Consider the following 16616-nt stretch of genomic DNA (forward strand, 5'->3'; position numbering starts at 1 on the left):
AACTATGGTTAAGACAGAGCAAATAAAAAGGCCCAACATCTAAATAGGTATTGGGCCTTTAGTTTATCTAGCCTTCTAGATAACCAAATAACGAGTCTGTGATTACAAACCGCTTGTCATATGTAGGCTGTAGAACAAACCACGGCCGATTAACTCTGACGCTAAGAACAGCACTAATGCTAGTCCTAGATTTACTGGATTCACTTTTGCTTTGTTGAGCATAGGTAGAATCCAAATCAGTAAGCTTGCCATTAGCAATGCAACTTGAAGAATCACATAGCTGCCTAGACCATCAACCAACTCTGAAGCTTTTTCTACAGAAGTTTGGATGTCACCGATTAAGTTCAGTTTTCCGACTGTCACAAGCAAGCTGATCGCAACCGCAATTACAGCCAGCATCGTGATGTTACGGTCAACCGTAAAGCGACTATCGTTAGCAAATACGATCACGAATTGAGACAGCAGTAAGCCACCCACAACCATGGTCATGATGAAGCTCAGTGGTGTGTAGATGTTGTCCCATGTAGGTACTGTGTTGATCATATAAACGTTGATCATCGCGTACATAAAGATGACACCCAGCACCATAGCGCCAACCATCAGTGCTTTTTGGATAGCAAGGCCACCTTTCTTAACAACAGACAGTAGCCACTGTAGGCCGCCTACGGCGAAGAATGCCGCACCGAAGAACACTTCGTTAGACAACCAAGCCGAACCTAGTTGGTTAAAGGCATTAAACGCGCGCAGTGGAGAACCCAGGTGCGTTGTCGAGAACATGAAACCAAGCCCCATTAATGCCCATAGAATGAACATTGGAACCTTGTAGCTGTTTAGTTTCTCTTCGTCATGGCCAAGTACCAGTGCACGGGCGCCAATAAGCAGGTAGCCACCGACAGCCGTTTGAGCTAATACCGTAAAGAAGATCAAAGACCACTCATGAAAAATCATCTTACACCTCCTTAGGGTTTGCTAGGTGACCACTGGTATCGCCAGTCGGCTTCGCGTTTTTGTTCAGCTTGATCACGATGTTTGGTAAAGTTTCGGTAGAAGATGGAAGCGGCGCAACATCAGCACCAGAACCGTATTTCTCGCGAAGTGTATTGATTTCGCCAAACTCCAATGCACGAAGTGGGCAAGACTCAACACAGATAGGTTGTTTGCCTTCAGAAACACGTTGGTAGCAGCCATCGCATTTGGTCATGTGACCTTTCTTAGCATTGTATTGTGGCGCGCCGTAAGGGCACGCATTGCTACAGTGCTGACAACCGATACACACACTTTCATCAACCACAACCAAACCGTCTTCATCGCGCTTATGCATTGCGCCTGAAGGGCACACTTTCACACACGCAGGGTTAGTACAGTGGTTACAAGCGATAGACAGGTAGTAAGAAAAGACATCTTTCTGAACCCAGGTGTCGCCATCTTGAGTGAAGCCACCGCCCGCGTATTCATAGACGCGACGGTAGTTCGTTTTGATGTCGAGATCGTTATAATCTTTACAAGCAAGCTGACAGGTTTTACAACCCGTGCATTTACTTGAATCAATGTAAAAGCCGTATTGTTTCATTCCAACCTACCTTATGCTTTCTTTAGCGCTTTGATTTGAACTAGGTTTGTATGCTGAGGGTTACCCTTAGCAAGTGGGCTCGGGCGCTGAGTAGTCAGCACGTTGATAGAGCCAGCATGGTCGACCTTCTGACCATCGGGTGCATACCATGCACCTTCACCTAGCGCGACAACTCGAGGAAGAATCCTTGGTGTCACTTTCGCTGGAATATGAACTTCACCACGGTCGTTAAAAATGCTGACCATGTCGCCGTTTTCAATACCGCGCTCTTTTGCATCGATTGGGTTGATCCACAACTCTTGTGGTGCAGCAGCTTTGATCTCTGCAACGTTACCGTAAGTGGAATGGGTACGAGCTTTGTAGTGGAAGCCCGTTAGTTGCAGTGGGTACTTCTCTACTAGTGGATCGTTATGGCCTTCGAAAGAGTCCGCGTAAATTGGAAGTGGGTGAATCACTTCGTCTTTTTTTAGCTTCCAAGTCTTCGCAATCTCAGCCAGTTGCTCTGAGTAGATCTCGATCTTGCCACTTGGTGTGGTTAGTGGGTTCGCTTCAGGATCTTTACGGAAATCTTCGTAAGCGATGTAGTGGTGGTCATAGCTACGCTTGTAGATACCCAGTTCTTGCATCTCTTCGAAGGTTGGTAGTGTTGGGTCGTTCTTGCGAGTTTCTGCGTAAAGGTGCTCAATCCATTGCTCTTGAGTACGGCCTTCAGTGAACTCTTTTTCAACGCCCATGCGTTTAGCAAGCTCAGTACACATCTCGTAGATCGATTTCGCTTCGAACTGAGGTTCAATCGCTTTCTGTGCGTAGATGAAGTAAGGCATGTTCGATGCTTTGCCATCCATACACCAGTCGTCTTGCTCTGATGTGGTTAAGTCAGGCAGGATGATGTCAGCGTACTTCGCTGAAGAGGTCATGTGGTTATCAATAACAACAATCATTTCACAGGCATCTTCGTCTTGAAGAATCGCGTGTGTCTTGTTGATGTCTGAGTGTTGGTTGATGATGCAGTTACCAGCATAGTTCCAGATCATCTTGATTGGGTTTTTCAGGCGCTCTGCACCACGAACACCGTCAGTGATGTCGGTCATCTCGTGGTGACGGTGAATCGCGTCTGTCCACATGAACATTGAAATGGAGGTTTCAATTGGGTTTGGTACGGTAGGGAAGCGCACAAACGGAATGTTGATGTCACTTTCACGAGCACCTGTAGAGCCGCCTGATACACCCACAGAACCGGTTAGTAGTGATAGCATTGCGATTGCACGACAAGCTAACTCACCGTTCGCAGTACGTTGCAGGCCCCAACCTTGGTGGATAGCACACGGTTTCGCTGTACCCATCTCACGAGCAAATTTAACGATGGTATCGACAGGGATACCCGTGATTTTAGAAGCCCATTCAGGTGTTTTTTCTACGCCATCTTCACCTAAACCTAGGATGTAAGATTTGTAGTCGCTGTTTTTAGGTGCTGAAGCAGGGAGAGTCTTATCATCGTAACCGACACAGTATTTGTCTAGGAACGCTTGGTCGACTAAGTCTTCCGTGATCATCACGTGTGCAAGACCCGCTACCAATGCAGCATCGGTAGATGGGCGAATTGGGATCCACTGATCTTCACGGCCACCGGCAGTATCGGTGTAACGTGGATCGATGATGATCGTTCTTGCGTTTGATTTGTTTTTGCTTTCTACGTAGTGGTGGATCAGACCGCCGCCAGACATACGAGTCTCAGCAGGGTTGTTACCAAATTGGATGTTAAGCTTAGTGTTCTCTAAGTCAGAGAAAGAGTTGTTGTTTGCCCAACCACCGTAGGTGTAACTCAAGCCTTTCGCGATTTGCGCTGTTGAGTAGTCACCGTAATGGTTTAGGTAACCACCACTTAGGTTCATAAGGCGAGCAATCAGCGTTTGTGCTGGTGGCCAAGATTTAGTGACCGTGCCACCGAGTGTGCCTGTACCGTAGTTTAGATAGATGGTGTCGTTACCGTAGTCTTTAATAAGGCGTTGCATGGTGCCTGCGACTTCATCAAAAGCCTCTTCCCAAGTGATGCGCTTAAACTTACCTTCACCACGTTTACCGACACGTTTCATTGGATACTTAAGGCGATCTGGGTTGTAAACACGGCGACGCATAGAGCGACCACGTAGACATGCACGTACTTGGTGATGACCGTATTCGTCAGTACCCGTGTTGTCTGTTTCTACGTATTTGATTTCACCGTTTTGTACATGCATACGTAACGGGCAGCGTGAGCCACAGTTTACTGTACATGCACTCCATACGATTTTCTCATCCACATTTTCAGCAACTGCAGCAGCTACTGGTTTGGATTTGAAAGGCAAAGCGATACCGCCCGCAAGTGCTGCTGCACTACCTACCGCAGAAGAAGCTTTCATGAAGCCTCTTCGAGTAAGATTCATTACCCCAGATTCTTTCTTATTCGTCATTCTAAGATGCCTATTGTTATTGATGGGTAGCACTTTATAGGTAGTTTTATTTTTGTCTTTTAATATTTAAATGTTGGTTGATAAGCGTCAAATAAGTATGAAATTTAAAGTTTATGAATTGAATGTATAAATTAGATCAAAGAATGAAAAGTTTTAATTTATATAATTAGTTTTAAAACCTATCACGATGTAAATAATAATGATTATCGATACGAATAAATTACTTGGTTCAATATTCTATCAAGCAAAAAGTAAAGAGCAGTTAATAGAGATTGTTCAAGCTCTCGTTGAGAACCAAGTATTATCAGAAGATTGTTTATTAGCACTTCAAAATGAACAGGAGGATGAGTTAACAGCCGAGTTTAGTCGCCTGTTTGAAGGGGTTGGAGAGATGCCAGCACCACCTTGGGGCTCGGTTTACCTCGATAAAGACCGCGTTGTGTTTGGCGAGTCAACGGTCGCGTACCGACAGTTTTTAGAATTAAATCAAATTGAATTAGATACCGGCTTAAGAGAGCCCGAAGATCAGTTTGGTTTAATGTTATTCGCTCACGCCTATTTGTTAGAAAATAATAATATAAATTCAGCTCGTGAATTGCTTGAATCTCATTTATTAACTTGGTCTTTTGTATATCTAGAACTTCTAAATAAAAACTCAGAACTATCTTTTTATAAGAAGCTATCAGTTAGTGTAATTGATTGGCTTAATTACCTAACATCTGAATATAAATTAATCGTTTCTAATGAAAAGTTATATATTGATTAATGTCTGAGCAAATAAATTCAAATAGGCGTGGTTTTTTAACTCGGTTGTCTAAACCTGTTAAAGCCGCAGCCAGTTATGAAGAGAAATCACAGCGCTTACATTCTAGGCCACCACGAGCCGTTGATGAGGTGCTGTTTGAGCGTCTGTGTGACGGCTGTGGCTTGTGTGAGCAAGCGTGCCCAAATAGTGTCATTGAGATACAAGAGGGCAGTGCGCTGCTCAATTTGGATTACAACAGCTGTTCAATGTGCAACAAATGCAGTGAAGCGTGTCCGACTGGTGCACTTCACCCTACGGTAGCGCCTTACATTGATTTGAAACCTAACTTTGCTGATAGCTGCAATAACTACATGCAAATGGATTGTCATGCCTGTCAGACTGCTTGTTCAGCGGGCGCCATAAAGATTGAAGCTGGTGAACTGCCTAGCGTCGCTTTAGATAGGTGTAATGGCTGTGGGGAGTGTAGAAGCGCTTGTTACATCGGTTCAGTGACGTTGAGCCTCACTCATTAAGAAAGGCCGGAGTGTTGTCGCAGCCGACAGGAAGTCTTAGTAATCAGCGGTAGAGTGAGTATTGAGAAAGCAAGGTATTCAAATAGCAATGTATTAAAATAAAAAAGGGTCCGTACTCCCAGAGGAGGCGAACCCTATTTCGCTGTACTTCTTCAAGCTTTCGAATTGCCGTGTAATTCATGCGATTCGAAACAAGTCGAACGAATTAAGCGCGTTTTTGCTTGTTTCGATGAATCACGTTACTCAACGACAGATCGGATTTCGCTTTGCAGATACAAGGCAAAATCTCGTTGCCTTGTGTGTAAGCCATTGCAAAACCAACGTACTCAACCTCACCAGAATCCAATGTACAGCGACAAGCACCACAGTGGCCATCACGGCAGTTGTATTCTGGCTCTAACCCTGCCTGTTCCATTGTTTCCAATAGCGTATTTGAAGGGTTAGATTCAATTGAAGTTAGCTTGTTGATTTTGATTGTTGGCATTACAGCTCAAATCCTTCAAAGTCGTCAGCTTTCACTTCGTTGTCGATCTGACCAACTAGGTAAGAACTGATTTCAGCTTCTTGTGGAGCAACTTGTACGTTATCAGAAGATAACCAAGCGTTGATCCATGGAATTGGGTTCGATGTTGCTTCTGGGTAAGCAGTACCAAGACCAACAGCTTGCATACGGATGTTAGTGATGTACTCAACGTATTGGCAAAGAATATCTTTGTTTAGACCAATCATAGAACCATCTTTGAATAGGTATTCTGCCCACTCTTTTTCTTGTTCAGCCGCTTGTTTGAATAGGTCGAAACACTCTTGCTTACACTCTTCTGCGATTTGCATGAATGTGAAGTCATCTTGACCGTTACGTAGCAAGTTGATCATGTGCTGAGTACCAGTCAGGTGAAGTGCTTCATCACGAGCGATTAGCTTGATGATTTTCGCGTTACCTTCCATAAGCTCACGCTCAGCGAATGCAAATGAACATGCAAAACTTACGTAGAAACGAATTGCTTCTAGTGCGTTTACCGACATTAGACATAGGTAAAGCTTCTTCTTCAGGTCGTGAAGTGAAATTTTAACGTCTTCGTCGTTGATGTTGTGGTTGCCTTCACCGTAGCGGTGGTAATCCGCAGTTAGCTGGATAAGGTCGTCGTAGTAAAACGCGATGTCTTTAGCGCGCTTTAGGATCTCTTCGTTTTCAACGATGTCGTCGAATACTAGGCCTGGATCATTCACAATGTTACGGATGATGTGCGTGTAAGAGCGAGAGTGAATCGTTTCAGAGAAAGACCAAGTCTCAATCCAAGTTTCAACTTCTGGTAGTGATACCAATGGAAGTAGGGCAACGTTCGGGCTACGGCCTTGGATAGAATCAAGCAGTGTTTGGTACTTCAAGTTAGAGATGAAGATGTGCTTTTCATGCTCAGGAAGCTTGTTGTAGTCGATACGGTCGCTAGACACGTCTACTTCTTCTGGACGCCAGAAGAAAGAAAGCTGCTTCTCGATAAGCTTCTCGAAGATTTCGAATTTTTGTTGGTCGTAACGTGCAACGTTAACCGACTGACCTAAGAACATTGGTTCTTTTAGTTGGTCATTTTTATTCTGAGAAAAAGTACTGTAAGCCATAAATGCCTCAAATCCTTTAAAGACTCGTTATAAAACGAACCCTGTTAATGCTTTAAACCCAGAGAAGATAACTTCTCTGGGGTCTTAATATTTTTACTGCGGTTTAGATCTTACAACCGCCGCCTTCACAACCTTCTTCCGGCACTGTTACTGCGTCGCCTTGGTCGTCTTTAGCACCATCACGAGTGTTATGGTAGTAAAGCGTCTTAACACCAAACTTGTATGCAGTCAGTAGGTCTTGAAGCAGCTTCTTCATTGGTACTTTACCGCTATCGTAAACACTTGGATCATAGTTAGTGTTTGCAGAGATAGCTTGGTCAACGAATTTTTGCATGATACCCACTAGGTGCAGGTAACCGTCGTTAGAACCAATGTTCCAAAGTAGCTCGTAGTTCTCTTTAAGATTTAGGAAATCTGGAACCACTTGCTTCAGGATGCCGTCTTTCGATGCTTTCACTGATACGTAACCACGTGGTGGCTCGATACCGTTAGTCGCGTTCGAGATTTGAGACGAAGTCTCTGAAGGCATAAGCGCAGTTAGCGTAGAGTTACGCAGACCGTGCTCCATGATCTCTTCACGTAGCGCATCCCAATCGTAGTGCAGAGGCTCATCACATACTAAGTCGATATCTTTCTTGTAAGTATCGATTGGCAGTAGGCCTTTCGCGTAGTTAGTCTCGTGGAAAGATGGGCAACGGCCTTGCTCTTTCGCTAGTTCAACAGACGCTTTTAGTAGGTGGTATTGAATCGCTTCAAAAGTACGGTGAGTCAGGCCATTTGCACTGCCGTCAGAGTACTTAACACCATTCTTCGCTAGGTAGTATGCGTAGTTGATAACACCTACACCTAGAGTACGACGGTTCATTGTCGACTTGTATGCTGCTGGAAGCGGGTAATCTTGGTAATCAAGAAGTGCGTCTAGAGCACGAACAACCAGCTCAGAAAGCTCTGCTAGGTCATCCAGTTCGTTGATTGCGCCAAGGTTAAATGCTGAAAGCGTACATAGTGCAATTTCGCCTTCGTCATCTTCTACGTTAGAAAGCGGCTTAGTTGGCAGCGCGATTTCTAGACATAGGTTAGATTGACGAACAGGTGCAACTTCAGAATCAAACGGGCTGTGTGTATTACAGTGGTCAACGTTCTGAATGTAGATACGACCAGTAGAAGCACGCTCTTGCATTAATAGAGAGAATAGCTCTACTGCTTTTACTGTTTCACGCTTGATTGACGGATCGTTTTCGTACTTAACGTACAGCTCTTCAAAACGCTCTTGGTTTTCGAAGAACGCGTCGTATAGGCCAGGTACGTCAGATGGTGAGAACAGGCTGATGTTGCCACCTTGAACTAGGCGAGAGTACATAAGCTTGTTCAGCTGTACGCCGTAATCCATGTGACGAACACGGTTCTCTTCAACACCACGGTTGTTCTTCAGTACTAATAGAGACTGAACTTCACCGTGCCATAGTGGGTAGAATACCGTTGCCGCACCACCACGAACACCACCTTGAGAACAACATTTTACTGCTGTTTGGAAGTATTTGTAGAAAGGGATACAGCCTGTGTGGAACGCTTCACCACCGCGAATCTCAGAACCAAGTGCACGGATACGACCTGCGTTGATACCGATACCAGCACGTTGAGATACGTAACGAACAATTGAGCTTGCAGTTGCGTTGATAGAATCAAGGCTGTCACCACACTCGATCAGTACACAAGAACTGAATTGACGAGTAGGCGTACGTACACCAGACATGATCGGTGTAGGTAGAGAAATCTTAAACGTAGATGATGCGTCGTAAAAACGTTTGATGTAGTCAAGACGAGTCGATTTCGGGTATTTAGCGAATAGACACGCAGCAACTAGAATGTAAAGGAACTGAGCACTCTCGTAGATTTCTTTCGTTACACGGTTTTGCACGAAGTATTTACCTTCAAGCTGTTTAACCGCTGCGTAAGAAAAATCTAAGTCACGTTTGTGGTCGATGTACGAGTCAAGTTCATCGAACTCAGCCTTCGTGTAGTCTTCCATTAGGTGGCTATCGTATTTACCCATATCAACCAGTTTTGCAACGTGGTCGTAAAGAGCAGGTGGCTCGTATTCGCCGTACGCTTTCTTACGTAGGTGGAATACTGCAAGACGTGCTGCAAGATATTGGTAATCTGGAGTCTCTTCAGAGATTAGATCCGCTGCTGACTTGATGATTGTCTCATGGATATCAGTAGTGGTAATGCCATCGTAAAACTGAATGTGAGCTTTCAATTCTACTTGTGATACAGAAACATTGTGCAAGCCTTCAGCTGCCCATGTGATCACGCGATGGATTTTTTCTAAATCGATCGTTTCTTTGCGCCCGTTACGCTTAGTAACAGTAAGTTGTTGGTTCATTCTGCTTAATTTCCCTAACAAAACTGAACAAGGCCGTGTTTTTGTCTATTTCTGTGTAATTTTTGTAAATTACGTTTCGGCTTTGTGATCTTGGTCTACCCATACATTGTAGTTCAAACACAACATATAGGGGTCATTTGTTTGTTGGGTTACAAGATAGTGCTACAACTGATATTTTTCAAGGCAAAGAAATGGGGTTGCTTGTGGATAAGTGGTGGATTGAAAAAAAACTGTAAGTGACCACTAACTGATGAGGTTAGATGTCACTTGATTGTATAAAACTCGCCTTTTAAGGATGCTTTATTTTTGCACGCCGATAAAAAAAAATCCCTTGATCTTTGGGCAAAATGAGCGATGGATTTTCGGCGATTAAATTTAAATCTAGGTGGTCAAAATGGAAGCTGGCGCACGAAATTTAGACTGAAAAAAGTCGCAAAGTTATGTTAATTGCAACTCTTTTTATTAGTCTTTTTTATTAAAAAATTTTGCGGTTGATTTATTGATATTCGTTAGGCGAAATTTTTAGTGTGAACTATGTAGTTAACATCAACGTTTTGTCCTAAACGGTAACTGTCTGTTAACGGATTATAGTGTAGGCCGGTGATGCCTAATTCCTGAAGTGGGGTGTTGTCTATCATCTTGATAAGTTCAGCTGGGCGAATGAACTTGTCATGCTCGTGAGTGCCTTCTGGAACAATTCTAAGTAGTTTCTCTGCGCCAACAATCGCGAACAAGTAAGATTTGAAATTACGGTTCAACGTAGAGAAGAACACGTGTCCACCCGGTTTTACCAATTTTGAACACGCAGTAATCACAGATTGTGGGTCTGGAACGTGCTCCAGCATTTCCATACATGTCACCACATCGTAAGTTTGTGGATTTTGCTCTGCATGGTCTTCAATCGTGCTTTGGATGTAATCTAGCTTGGTACCGGTTTCTAGAGCATGAAGACGTGCTACTTCTAGTGGTTCTTTGCCCATATCTAAGCCGGTGACTACTGCACCCTCAACAGCCATGCTCTCCGCTAAAATACCGCCGCCGCAGCCAACATCGAGGACTTTTTTACCAAACAAGCCTTCGGTTTTTTCTAGCACGTAATTTAGGCGAAGTGGGTTAATTTGGTGTAGAGGCTTAAACTCGCCTTCGAGATCCCACCAGCGCGACGCCATGTCTTCGAATTTCTTAATTTCTGCTGGGTCTACGTTCTGTGATTTAGTCATAATCGGCATTTCCAAGTTAAATAATGCATCCATGAAATTGCAGGCATTATAACTTGCCTTTTCGTGCTGACCAGAAGATCTACAATTTTGCGAATTTATTGGATGTAAAGTGACCATGTTTCAGCGAGATATGATGCTGAGGTGCAATTTCTCATCAATTGATTGGCTACAAGGGTCACAAGATGGTAAAAGGATAGGGAAAGTGATGCCTCCGTAGGTAAATTTGTGTTATATTTTTCGGTCTTATACGTATTCAAATATACGATCTGACTATAGAGGGAAAATGGCTCTATGAGCGATCTAGCGAAAGAGATCACGCCCGTAAATATTGAAGATGAGCTTAGAGGTTCATACCTAGACTATGCGATGTCCGTCATCGTTGGTCGTGCCCTTCCAGATGTGCGTGATGGCCTAAAACCAGTACACCGCCGCGTTTTGTTCGCGATGAATGTACTAGGTAATGATTGGAACAAACCATATAAAAAGTCTGCTCGTGTAGTAGGTGATGTAATCGGTAAATACCACCCGCATGGTGATAGTGCTGTATACGACACAATTGTTCGTATGGCTCAACCGTTCTCACTGCGTTACATGCTAGTTGATGGCCAAGGTAACTTTGGTTCTATCGATGGCGACTCCGCGGCTGCAATGCGTTATACCGAAGTTCGTATGGCGAAAATTGCTCACGAGCTTTTGGCTGACCTTGATAAGGAAACTGTGGATTACGTACCGAACTACGATGGTACTGAACAAATCCCAGCAGTTCTTCCGACAAAAATTCCTAACCTATTGGTAAACGGTGCTTCTGGTATCGCAGTAGGTATGGCTACCAACATCCCACCTCATAACCTAGGTGAAGTTGTTGATGGCTGTTTAGCACTTATCAATAATGAAGAAATCACGATTGATGAGCTAATGGACTACATTCCTGGTCCTGACTTCCCGACAGCAGCACTTATCAGTGGACGTAAAGGCATCGTAGATGCATACAAGACTGGCCGCGGTAAAGTTTACATGCGTTCAAAAGCGGACATCGAAGCTGACAAGAATGGCAAAGAGACCATTATCGTTACTGAGATCCCTTACCAAGTAAACAAAGCTCGTTTGATCGAGAAAATTGCTGAACTGGTTAAAGATAAGAAAGTAGAAGGCATCAGTGCTCTACGTGACGAATCTGATAAAGATGGTATGCGTATTGTTATTGAATGTAAGCGCGACGCTGTGGGTGAAGTTGTTCTGAACAACCTATACGCACAAACTCAGCTGCAAACGACTTTCGGTATCAACATGGTTGCTCTAAACAATGGCCAACCACAGTTGTTTAACCTAAAAGACATGCTTAAGTGCTTCGTTGACCACCGTCGCGAAGTTGTGACACGTCGTACTATCTTCGAACTGAAGAAAGCGCGTGACCGTGCACACATTCTTGAAGCATTGTCTCTAGCACTTGCTAACATCGATGAAGTTATCGAACTTATCAAGAACGCTCCAACACCGGCAGAAGCTAAGATTGGCTTAGTGTCTCGTGGTTGGGATCTTGGTAACGTGGCTTCAATGCTTGAGCGTGCAGGTACTGATGCAGCTCGTCCTGATTGGTTAGAAGACCAATACGGCATCCGCGATGGTCAATACTTCCTAACGGAAACACAAGCACAAGCAATTCTAGAACTTCGTCTTCACCGCCTAACTGGCCTTGAGCACGAGAAGATTCTAGACGAATACAAAGCACTTCTAGAAGAAATCGCTGAGCTAATGCACATTCTTGCAAGCACTGAGCGTTTGATGGAAGTGATCCGTGAAGAACTTGAAGCGGTACGTGAAATCTATGGCGACGAACGTCGTACAGAAATCACTGCAGCGGTTCACGATATCGACATGGAAGAGCTAATCGCTCAAGAAGACGTTGTAGTAACGCTTTCTAACGCAGGTTACGTTAAGTACCAAATCCTAAGCGACTACGAAGCTCAGCGCCGTGGTGGTAAAGGTAAGAGTGCAACTAAGATGAAAGATGAGGATTATATTGAGCGTCTGCTTGTTGCTAATACTCACGACAACATCCTATGTTTCTCTACGCGTGGTAAGACATACCGTCTGAAAGTTTACCAACTACCATTAGCAAGTCGTACTGCTCGTGGTAAGCCTATCGTTAACATTCTTCCTCTAGAAGAAGGTGAGCGCATTACGGCTATTCTGCCTGTTTCTGAGTTCTCGAACGACAAGTTCATCTTCATGGCAACCGGTGACGGTACTGTTAAGAAGACATCTCTGGATCAATTCGCAAACGTGCGTGCTAACGGCCTAATCGCAGTTAACCTACGTGAAGACGATTCATTGATTGGCGTTGACATCACTAACGGTGATAGCGACATCATGCTGTTCTCTAAATCGGGCAAAGTTGTTCGCTTTAACGAGGACAAAGTACGTGCAATGGGCCGTACTGCCTCTGGTGTTCGTGGTATGAAGCTACCAGAAGACGATCAAGTGGTATCACTGATTGTTCCTTCTAACGAAGGCGATATCCTAACTGTGACTCAAAACGGTTACGGTAAACGTACTGAGCTAGCAGAATACCCAACGAAAGGCCGTGCAACGCAAGGTGTAGTATCTATCAAAGTCTCTGAACGTAACGGCCCAGTTGTTGGTGCAGTTCAAGTTGAAGAAGGCGATGAAATGATGATGATCACCGACGCAGGTACGCTAGTACGTACTCGCGTTGCGGAAGTGAGCCAAGTTGGTCGTAACACTCAAGGTGTAACACTGATTCGTACTTCTGACGACGAGAATGTTGTAGGTCTACAACGTATCGACGAAGTAGAAGAAGCAGAGGTAGTTGAAGGCGAAGCTGAAGTAGTAAACGCTGAAACACCAGTGGTTTCTGAGTCAAGTGAAGAGCAAGCATCAGACGCTTCTGATAGCGAGCAAGACACTGAGTAATCTTTCACTTCTTTAAGAAGTTGAGACAAAAAACCGAGCCGTTGTGCTCGGTTTTTTATTACCTAAAATTCGCCGGTGACTTGTTTAAAAGCCAATAGCTAAACCTCGATCAATATTGTTTTAGTGAGAAAAAGGTAGAGTAAAAAGGTCGATGAAAGGAGAGTGGAATGGATATCTGGTTACTGATTGCTTTGCTGCTAATGAGCTTGTTCTTGGTGGTGATCGTGGTTGCATCAAACAGAAATACCAATAATCTCAAAGGTAATCTTGTTATCTCACTTGTTGCAATACTAGCCAGCGTTCTAGTTTGGTCGCAGATGAAGCAAGTGACTCCTCAACTCTCTTCTGATGACGACAGTAGTTACACGGCAACAGATTTCCAAAACGAACTTCAACAGAGCCTTAAGCAAGATCCTAATCAATCAGATCTGTGGTTTAAATTAGGTGGTGTCTATATGCAGAAAGGGGAGTTTGACGCAGCCTATACCTGTTACGACTACGCGATTCGTTTAGATCCAGAGGCACCTTCTGGGCTTTACGCAGCTAAAGCGAGCGCCTTATATTACCTAAGCTCACAGGCGATGAGTGATGATGTGAAAGGACTACTAAAGCAATCTATGAATCTTGATCCCAACGATCGTACGGCATTGATGTTGATAGCGACCGATCACTTCATCAGTATGCGCTATCAACAAGCGATCGACGCATGGACTCAAATCCTCGACTCTAACCAGAAAGGTATTGATCGTGTTTCTATTATTCATTCGATCAACCAAGCTAAACAGATGATCCATTAAGCTTGGTATCACCCAAACCTTTAAGTTATTTACTTTCTTGCATCTCAATTAAACCGCCAGCGTTGTGGATCTGTGTAAACCCTTGAGCTTTCAAATACTGATATGCTTGCCCTGAGCGGTTACCACTGCGGCAATACAAAACGATAGGCTGAGCTTTGTCTATGCTAGCAAAGTGCGTTGCAACCTCAGAAAGAGGGTAGTTAATCGCATTATCTAGATGCCCTTGCTTGAACTCTTCTGGTGTTCTGACATCAACGACAAGCGCACCTTCCCCTATCATTTCCCACCCTGTTTCTGCTCGTTCTGAGGCGTGAAGTCCTGAACTTAATAGTGCGATGCATAATGCTGAAAGCGAAAGTAAGTGCTTCATTCTTTGTTCCTTGAATTAGCTAAAAGGTAATGTGAAGTTGGGACGGTTGAGCGTGCCCAAATCTAAAAAAACCAGCCACACTACTATAGTGTGACTGGTTTTCTCTTATTGGTCTATTTGGCGGAACTAGTATTCGTAGCTAGCTTCACGCTTTTCAGCTTGCTCTTCCCACTTAGGTACCACTGTGTCTAAGAAGTGTTGCTTCTCAGCATTCATTTTATCCATATCCATTCCAAGCGCTTTTTGAGCTGCTTCCTTGGTTGAGATATCTGGAATCTCGATTGGATCGGTAATGCCTTTCTTCGCTAATAGACGAACAATCTTAGTACGCGCGTCTGCTGCACGGTCGACAGCTGTACCAAGAACTTCTAGAGCGACTTCTGGTGCATGCATATGAACACCATGAGATGCGATAGCGTAGTCCCAACGCCATTGAGCATGACGGATATCTTGTAAGATAGGTGCCATCTCTTGCTCTGTTGCACCTGCTTCCCATGCTGCACCAGCCTCAAAGTGAGCGGCTACGATTTGCTTCTCAGCAGTAAGCTTCATGTTTAGTACTTGCGCTTTACGGCTTGAAACGATGTTACGCATGGTCTCTTTAGATTGAGTATGGCAGTTAGCACAGGTGTCTTCGAAGCGGTCAAACGGGTTACCTACTTTATGGTCGGTATAAACGGTGCCATCTTCTTTCGTCACTTTAGGCATATGACAGTCAACACAAGCAACGTTGTTCTTGCCGTGAATGCCTTCGCGCCAAGTTTCGTAACCTGGGTGCTGAGCTTTTAACATAGGTGCTTTAGAGACTTTGTGAGTCCAATCTTTAAAGCCGATCTCATCGTAGTACTCTTCCATTTGCTCAACACGAGTGCCTTTATCCCAAGGGAACTTAACGCCTTTCGTTGGACCTGTGAAATAATATTCCACGTGGCACTGTGCACAAACCGAGGCTTGTTGGTCAAAGCGACCTTGTTCCTCAAAGTTCTTGCCGATCGCATCGAATGCACGTTCAACATAAGGGCGAGTAACTTTTAGTGCTGGTTCGCCATTCTTAAAGCCTTCGCTCTGAGTATCATGACAGTCAGCACAACCAATAGGATTGACAATTTCGCTGCCAAGACGAGCCCATTTACCTTCGAAGTAGCCGTCTTCACCACGCTCTTCAATTACACGAGCCACGTCTGGGCTTTTACAGCTCCAACACGCCATTGGCATTGGGCCAGAGTTTTCGTCGGTTGGCCCGCCAGTACGAAGGGTTTGTCTTACATCATCAACCGCATAAAAGTGGCCGCGGGCTTTGTTGTAGTCTTTCGCGAAACCGTAGCCAGCCCATAGAATAACCATATTTGGATCTTCTTTTAGTGCGTCTTCAATGGCTTTGCTCTCTGACGTTTGTCTCCATGAATGATATTGATCAGGGTGGTTTTGCTCGAACTGGTCGTTACGAGGATCACCAATTTCTTTTTGTTCAGACGCAGCAAAACTGGTCGCGCTTACGAGTGACGCGCTAACCATTAATAGTGCTGTGACCGAATTACGTATCCAATGCTTTTTCACAGTGATATCTCCAATATACTGATTTTTATACCAAGCGTTGTGAGTTTGCTATTCAAATTAAGAATTGGAGAATTGCTGTTTATATTAATTCATAAATAAACACATTTTGTTACGAGTCGGATGTTTGCTTGTTTTAGATCAATTAATGGTAGTGACTTTAATCACGTTGAAGTTTATATAACCCTAAAGGGGTATGCGAGTGGTAAGTAGAAAGAAATTAATTGAGAATTATTATCATATATAACAGTGGATTAGCGATTATGCCCCTGTAATAAATAGGGTGATTGTGTTCACATATTACCCGTTGCATATTTCGCATTACCTAATTAGGGGTATATCCTAAATATAGAAAGCGTTGTGGCTTATCCAAAATAAGAATTGATATCATTTAAGCGGTAATAATATCGTTTAAGGGTACTTTTGTTTAACCGGAATAT

The 16616-nt window shown here is 44.0% G+C and carries 13 protein-coding genes; 4 read left to right on the top strand and 9 right to left on the bottom strand.

Going from position 1 to position 16616, the window contains the following annotated elements:
• Positions 1-102: 102 nt before the first annotated feature.
• Genes L1D55_RS04465 through L1D55_RS04475 form a run of 3 tightly spaced genes read right to left on the bottom strand, consistent with a single transcriptional unit; the run spans position 103 to position 4020 of the window.
• Entirely contained in the window at positions 103-948 is an 846-nt protein-coding gene (locus L1D55_RS04465) for a DmsC/YnfH family molybdoenzyme membrane anchor subunit (RefSeq protein WP_239916644.1), read from the bottom strand.
• Position 949: 1 nt separating this feature from the next.
• Positions 950-1570, bottom strand: coding sequence for a DMSO/selenate family reductase complex B subunit (locus L1D55_RS04470; RefSeq protein ID WP_004733360.1), 621 nt, complete (start codon positions 1568-1570; stop codon positions 950-952).
• A gap of 11 nt (positions 1571-1581) precedes the next feature.
• Positions 1582-4020, bottom strand: coding sequence for a DmsA/YnfE/YnfF family dimethyl sulfoxide reductase (locus tag L1D55_RS04475; protein ID WP_239916645.1), 2439 nt, complete (start codon positions 4018-4020; stop codon positions 1582-1584).
• Positions 4021-4219: 199 nt separating this feature from the next.
• Between L1D55_RS04475 and L1D55_RS04480 the strand changes: the two genes are divergently transcribed.
• Both L1D55_RS04480 and napF read left to right on the top strand, forming a co-directional pair.
• Positions 4220-4786, top strand: coding sequence for a molecular chaperone (locus L1D55_RS04480; protein ID WP_239916646.1), 567 nt, complete (start codon positions 4220-4222; stop codon positions 4784-4786).
• Positions 4786-5298, top strand: coding sequence for a ferredoxin-type protein NapF (napF, locus tag L1D55_RS04485; protein WP_239916647.1), 513 nt, complete (start codon positions 4786-4788; stop codon positions 5296-5298). The genes L1D55_RS04480 and napF overlap by 1 nt, the downstream gene beginning before the upstream one ends.
• A gap of 205 nt (positions 5299-5503) precedes the next feature.
• Here napF and yfaE read toward each other — a convergent pair whose 3' ends face one another.
• The 4 genes from yfaE to ubiG form a co-directional block, all read right to left on the bottom strand.
• Complete coding sequence (gene yfaE, locus L1D55_RS04490; RefSeq protein WP_008222053.1) at positions 5504-5782, bottom strand: class I ribonucleotide reductase maintenance protein YfaE; 279 nt, start codon at positions 5780-5782, stop codon at positions 5504-5506.
• A complete protein-coding gene (gene nrdB / locus L1D55_RS04495; protein WP_239916648.1) occupies positions 5782-6915 on the bottom strand; it encodes a class Ia ribonucleoside-diphosphate reductase subunit beta in 1134 nt (377 codons plus the stop codon). Before nrdB ends, yfaE begins: the two co-directional genes overlap by 1 nt.
• A gap of 103 nt (positions 6916-7018) precedes the next feature.
• The gene (gene nrdA, locus L1D55_RS04500) at positions 7019-9301 is read right to left on the bottom strand and encodes a class 1a ribonucleoside-diphosphate reductase subunit alpha (protein ID WP_239916649.1); all 2283 of its coding nucleotides are present in this window, start codon (positions 9299-9301) and stop codon (positions 7019-7021) included.
• Positions 9302-9810: 509 nt separating this feature from the next.
• Positions 9811-10554 (bottom strand): bifunctional 2-polyprenyl-6-hydroxyphenol methylase/3-demethylubiquinol 3-O-methyltransferase UbiG, encoded by a 744-nt coding sequence (gene ubiG, locus L1D55_RS04505; RefSeq protein ID WP_102426442.1) that lies wholly within the window; start codon positions 10552-10554, stop codon positions 9811-9813.
• 258 nt (positions 10555-10812) lie between these two features.
• Between ubiG and gyrA the strand changes: the two genes are divergently transcribed.
• Entirely contained in the window at positions 10813-13455 is a 2643-nt protein-coding gene (gene gyrA, locus L1D55_RS04510; protein WP_239916650.1) for a DNA topoisomerase (ATP-hydrolyzing) subunit A, read from the top strand.
• A gap of 167 nt (positions 13456-13622) precedes the next feature.
• The gene (locus tag L1D55_RS04515) at positions 13623-14252 is read left to right on the top strand and encodes a tetratricopeptide repeat protein (protein ID WP_239916651.1); all 630 of its coding nucleotides are present in this window, start codon (positions 13623-13625) and stop codon (positions 14250-14252) included.
• A 25-nt stretch (positions 14253-14277) separates the two neighbouring features.
• Here the strand turns inward: L1D55_RS04515 and L1D55_RS04520 are convergent, their stop codons facing one another.
• Both L1D55_RS04520 and nrfA read right to left on the bottom strand, forming a co-directional pair.
• The gene (locus L1D55_RS04520) at positions 14278-14622 is read right to left on the bottom strand and encodes a rhodanese-like domain-containing protein (RefSeq protein ID WP_239834790.1); all 345 of its coding nucleotides are present in this window, start codon (positions 14620-14622) and stop codon (positions 14278-14280) included.
• Positions 14623-14748: 126 nt separating this feature from the next.
• Positions 14749-16179 carry an ammonia-forming nitrite reductase cytochrome c552 subunit gene (gene nrfA / locus L1D55_RS04525; RefSeq protein ID WP_239916652.1) on the bottom strand — a complete coding sequence of 477 codons (1431 nt, stop codon included), beginning with the start codon at positions 16177-16179 and terminating at the stop codon, positions 14749-14751.
• Positions 16180-16616: the final 437 nt, after the last annotated feature.

The organism is Vibrio sp. Isolate22, assembly GCF_022398115.1.
Taxonomy (GTDB): domain Bacteria; phylum Pseudomonadota; class Gammaproteobacteria; order Enterobacterales; family Vibrionaceae; genus Vibrio.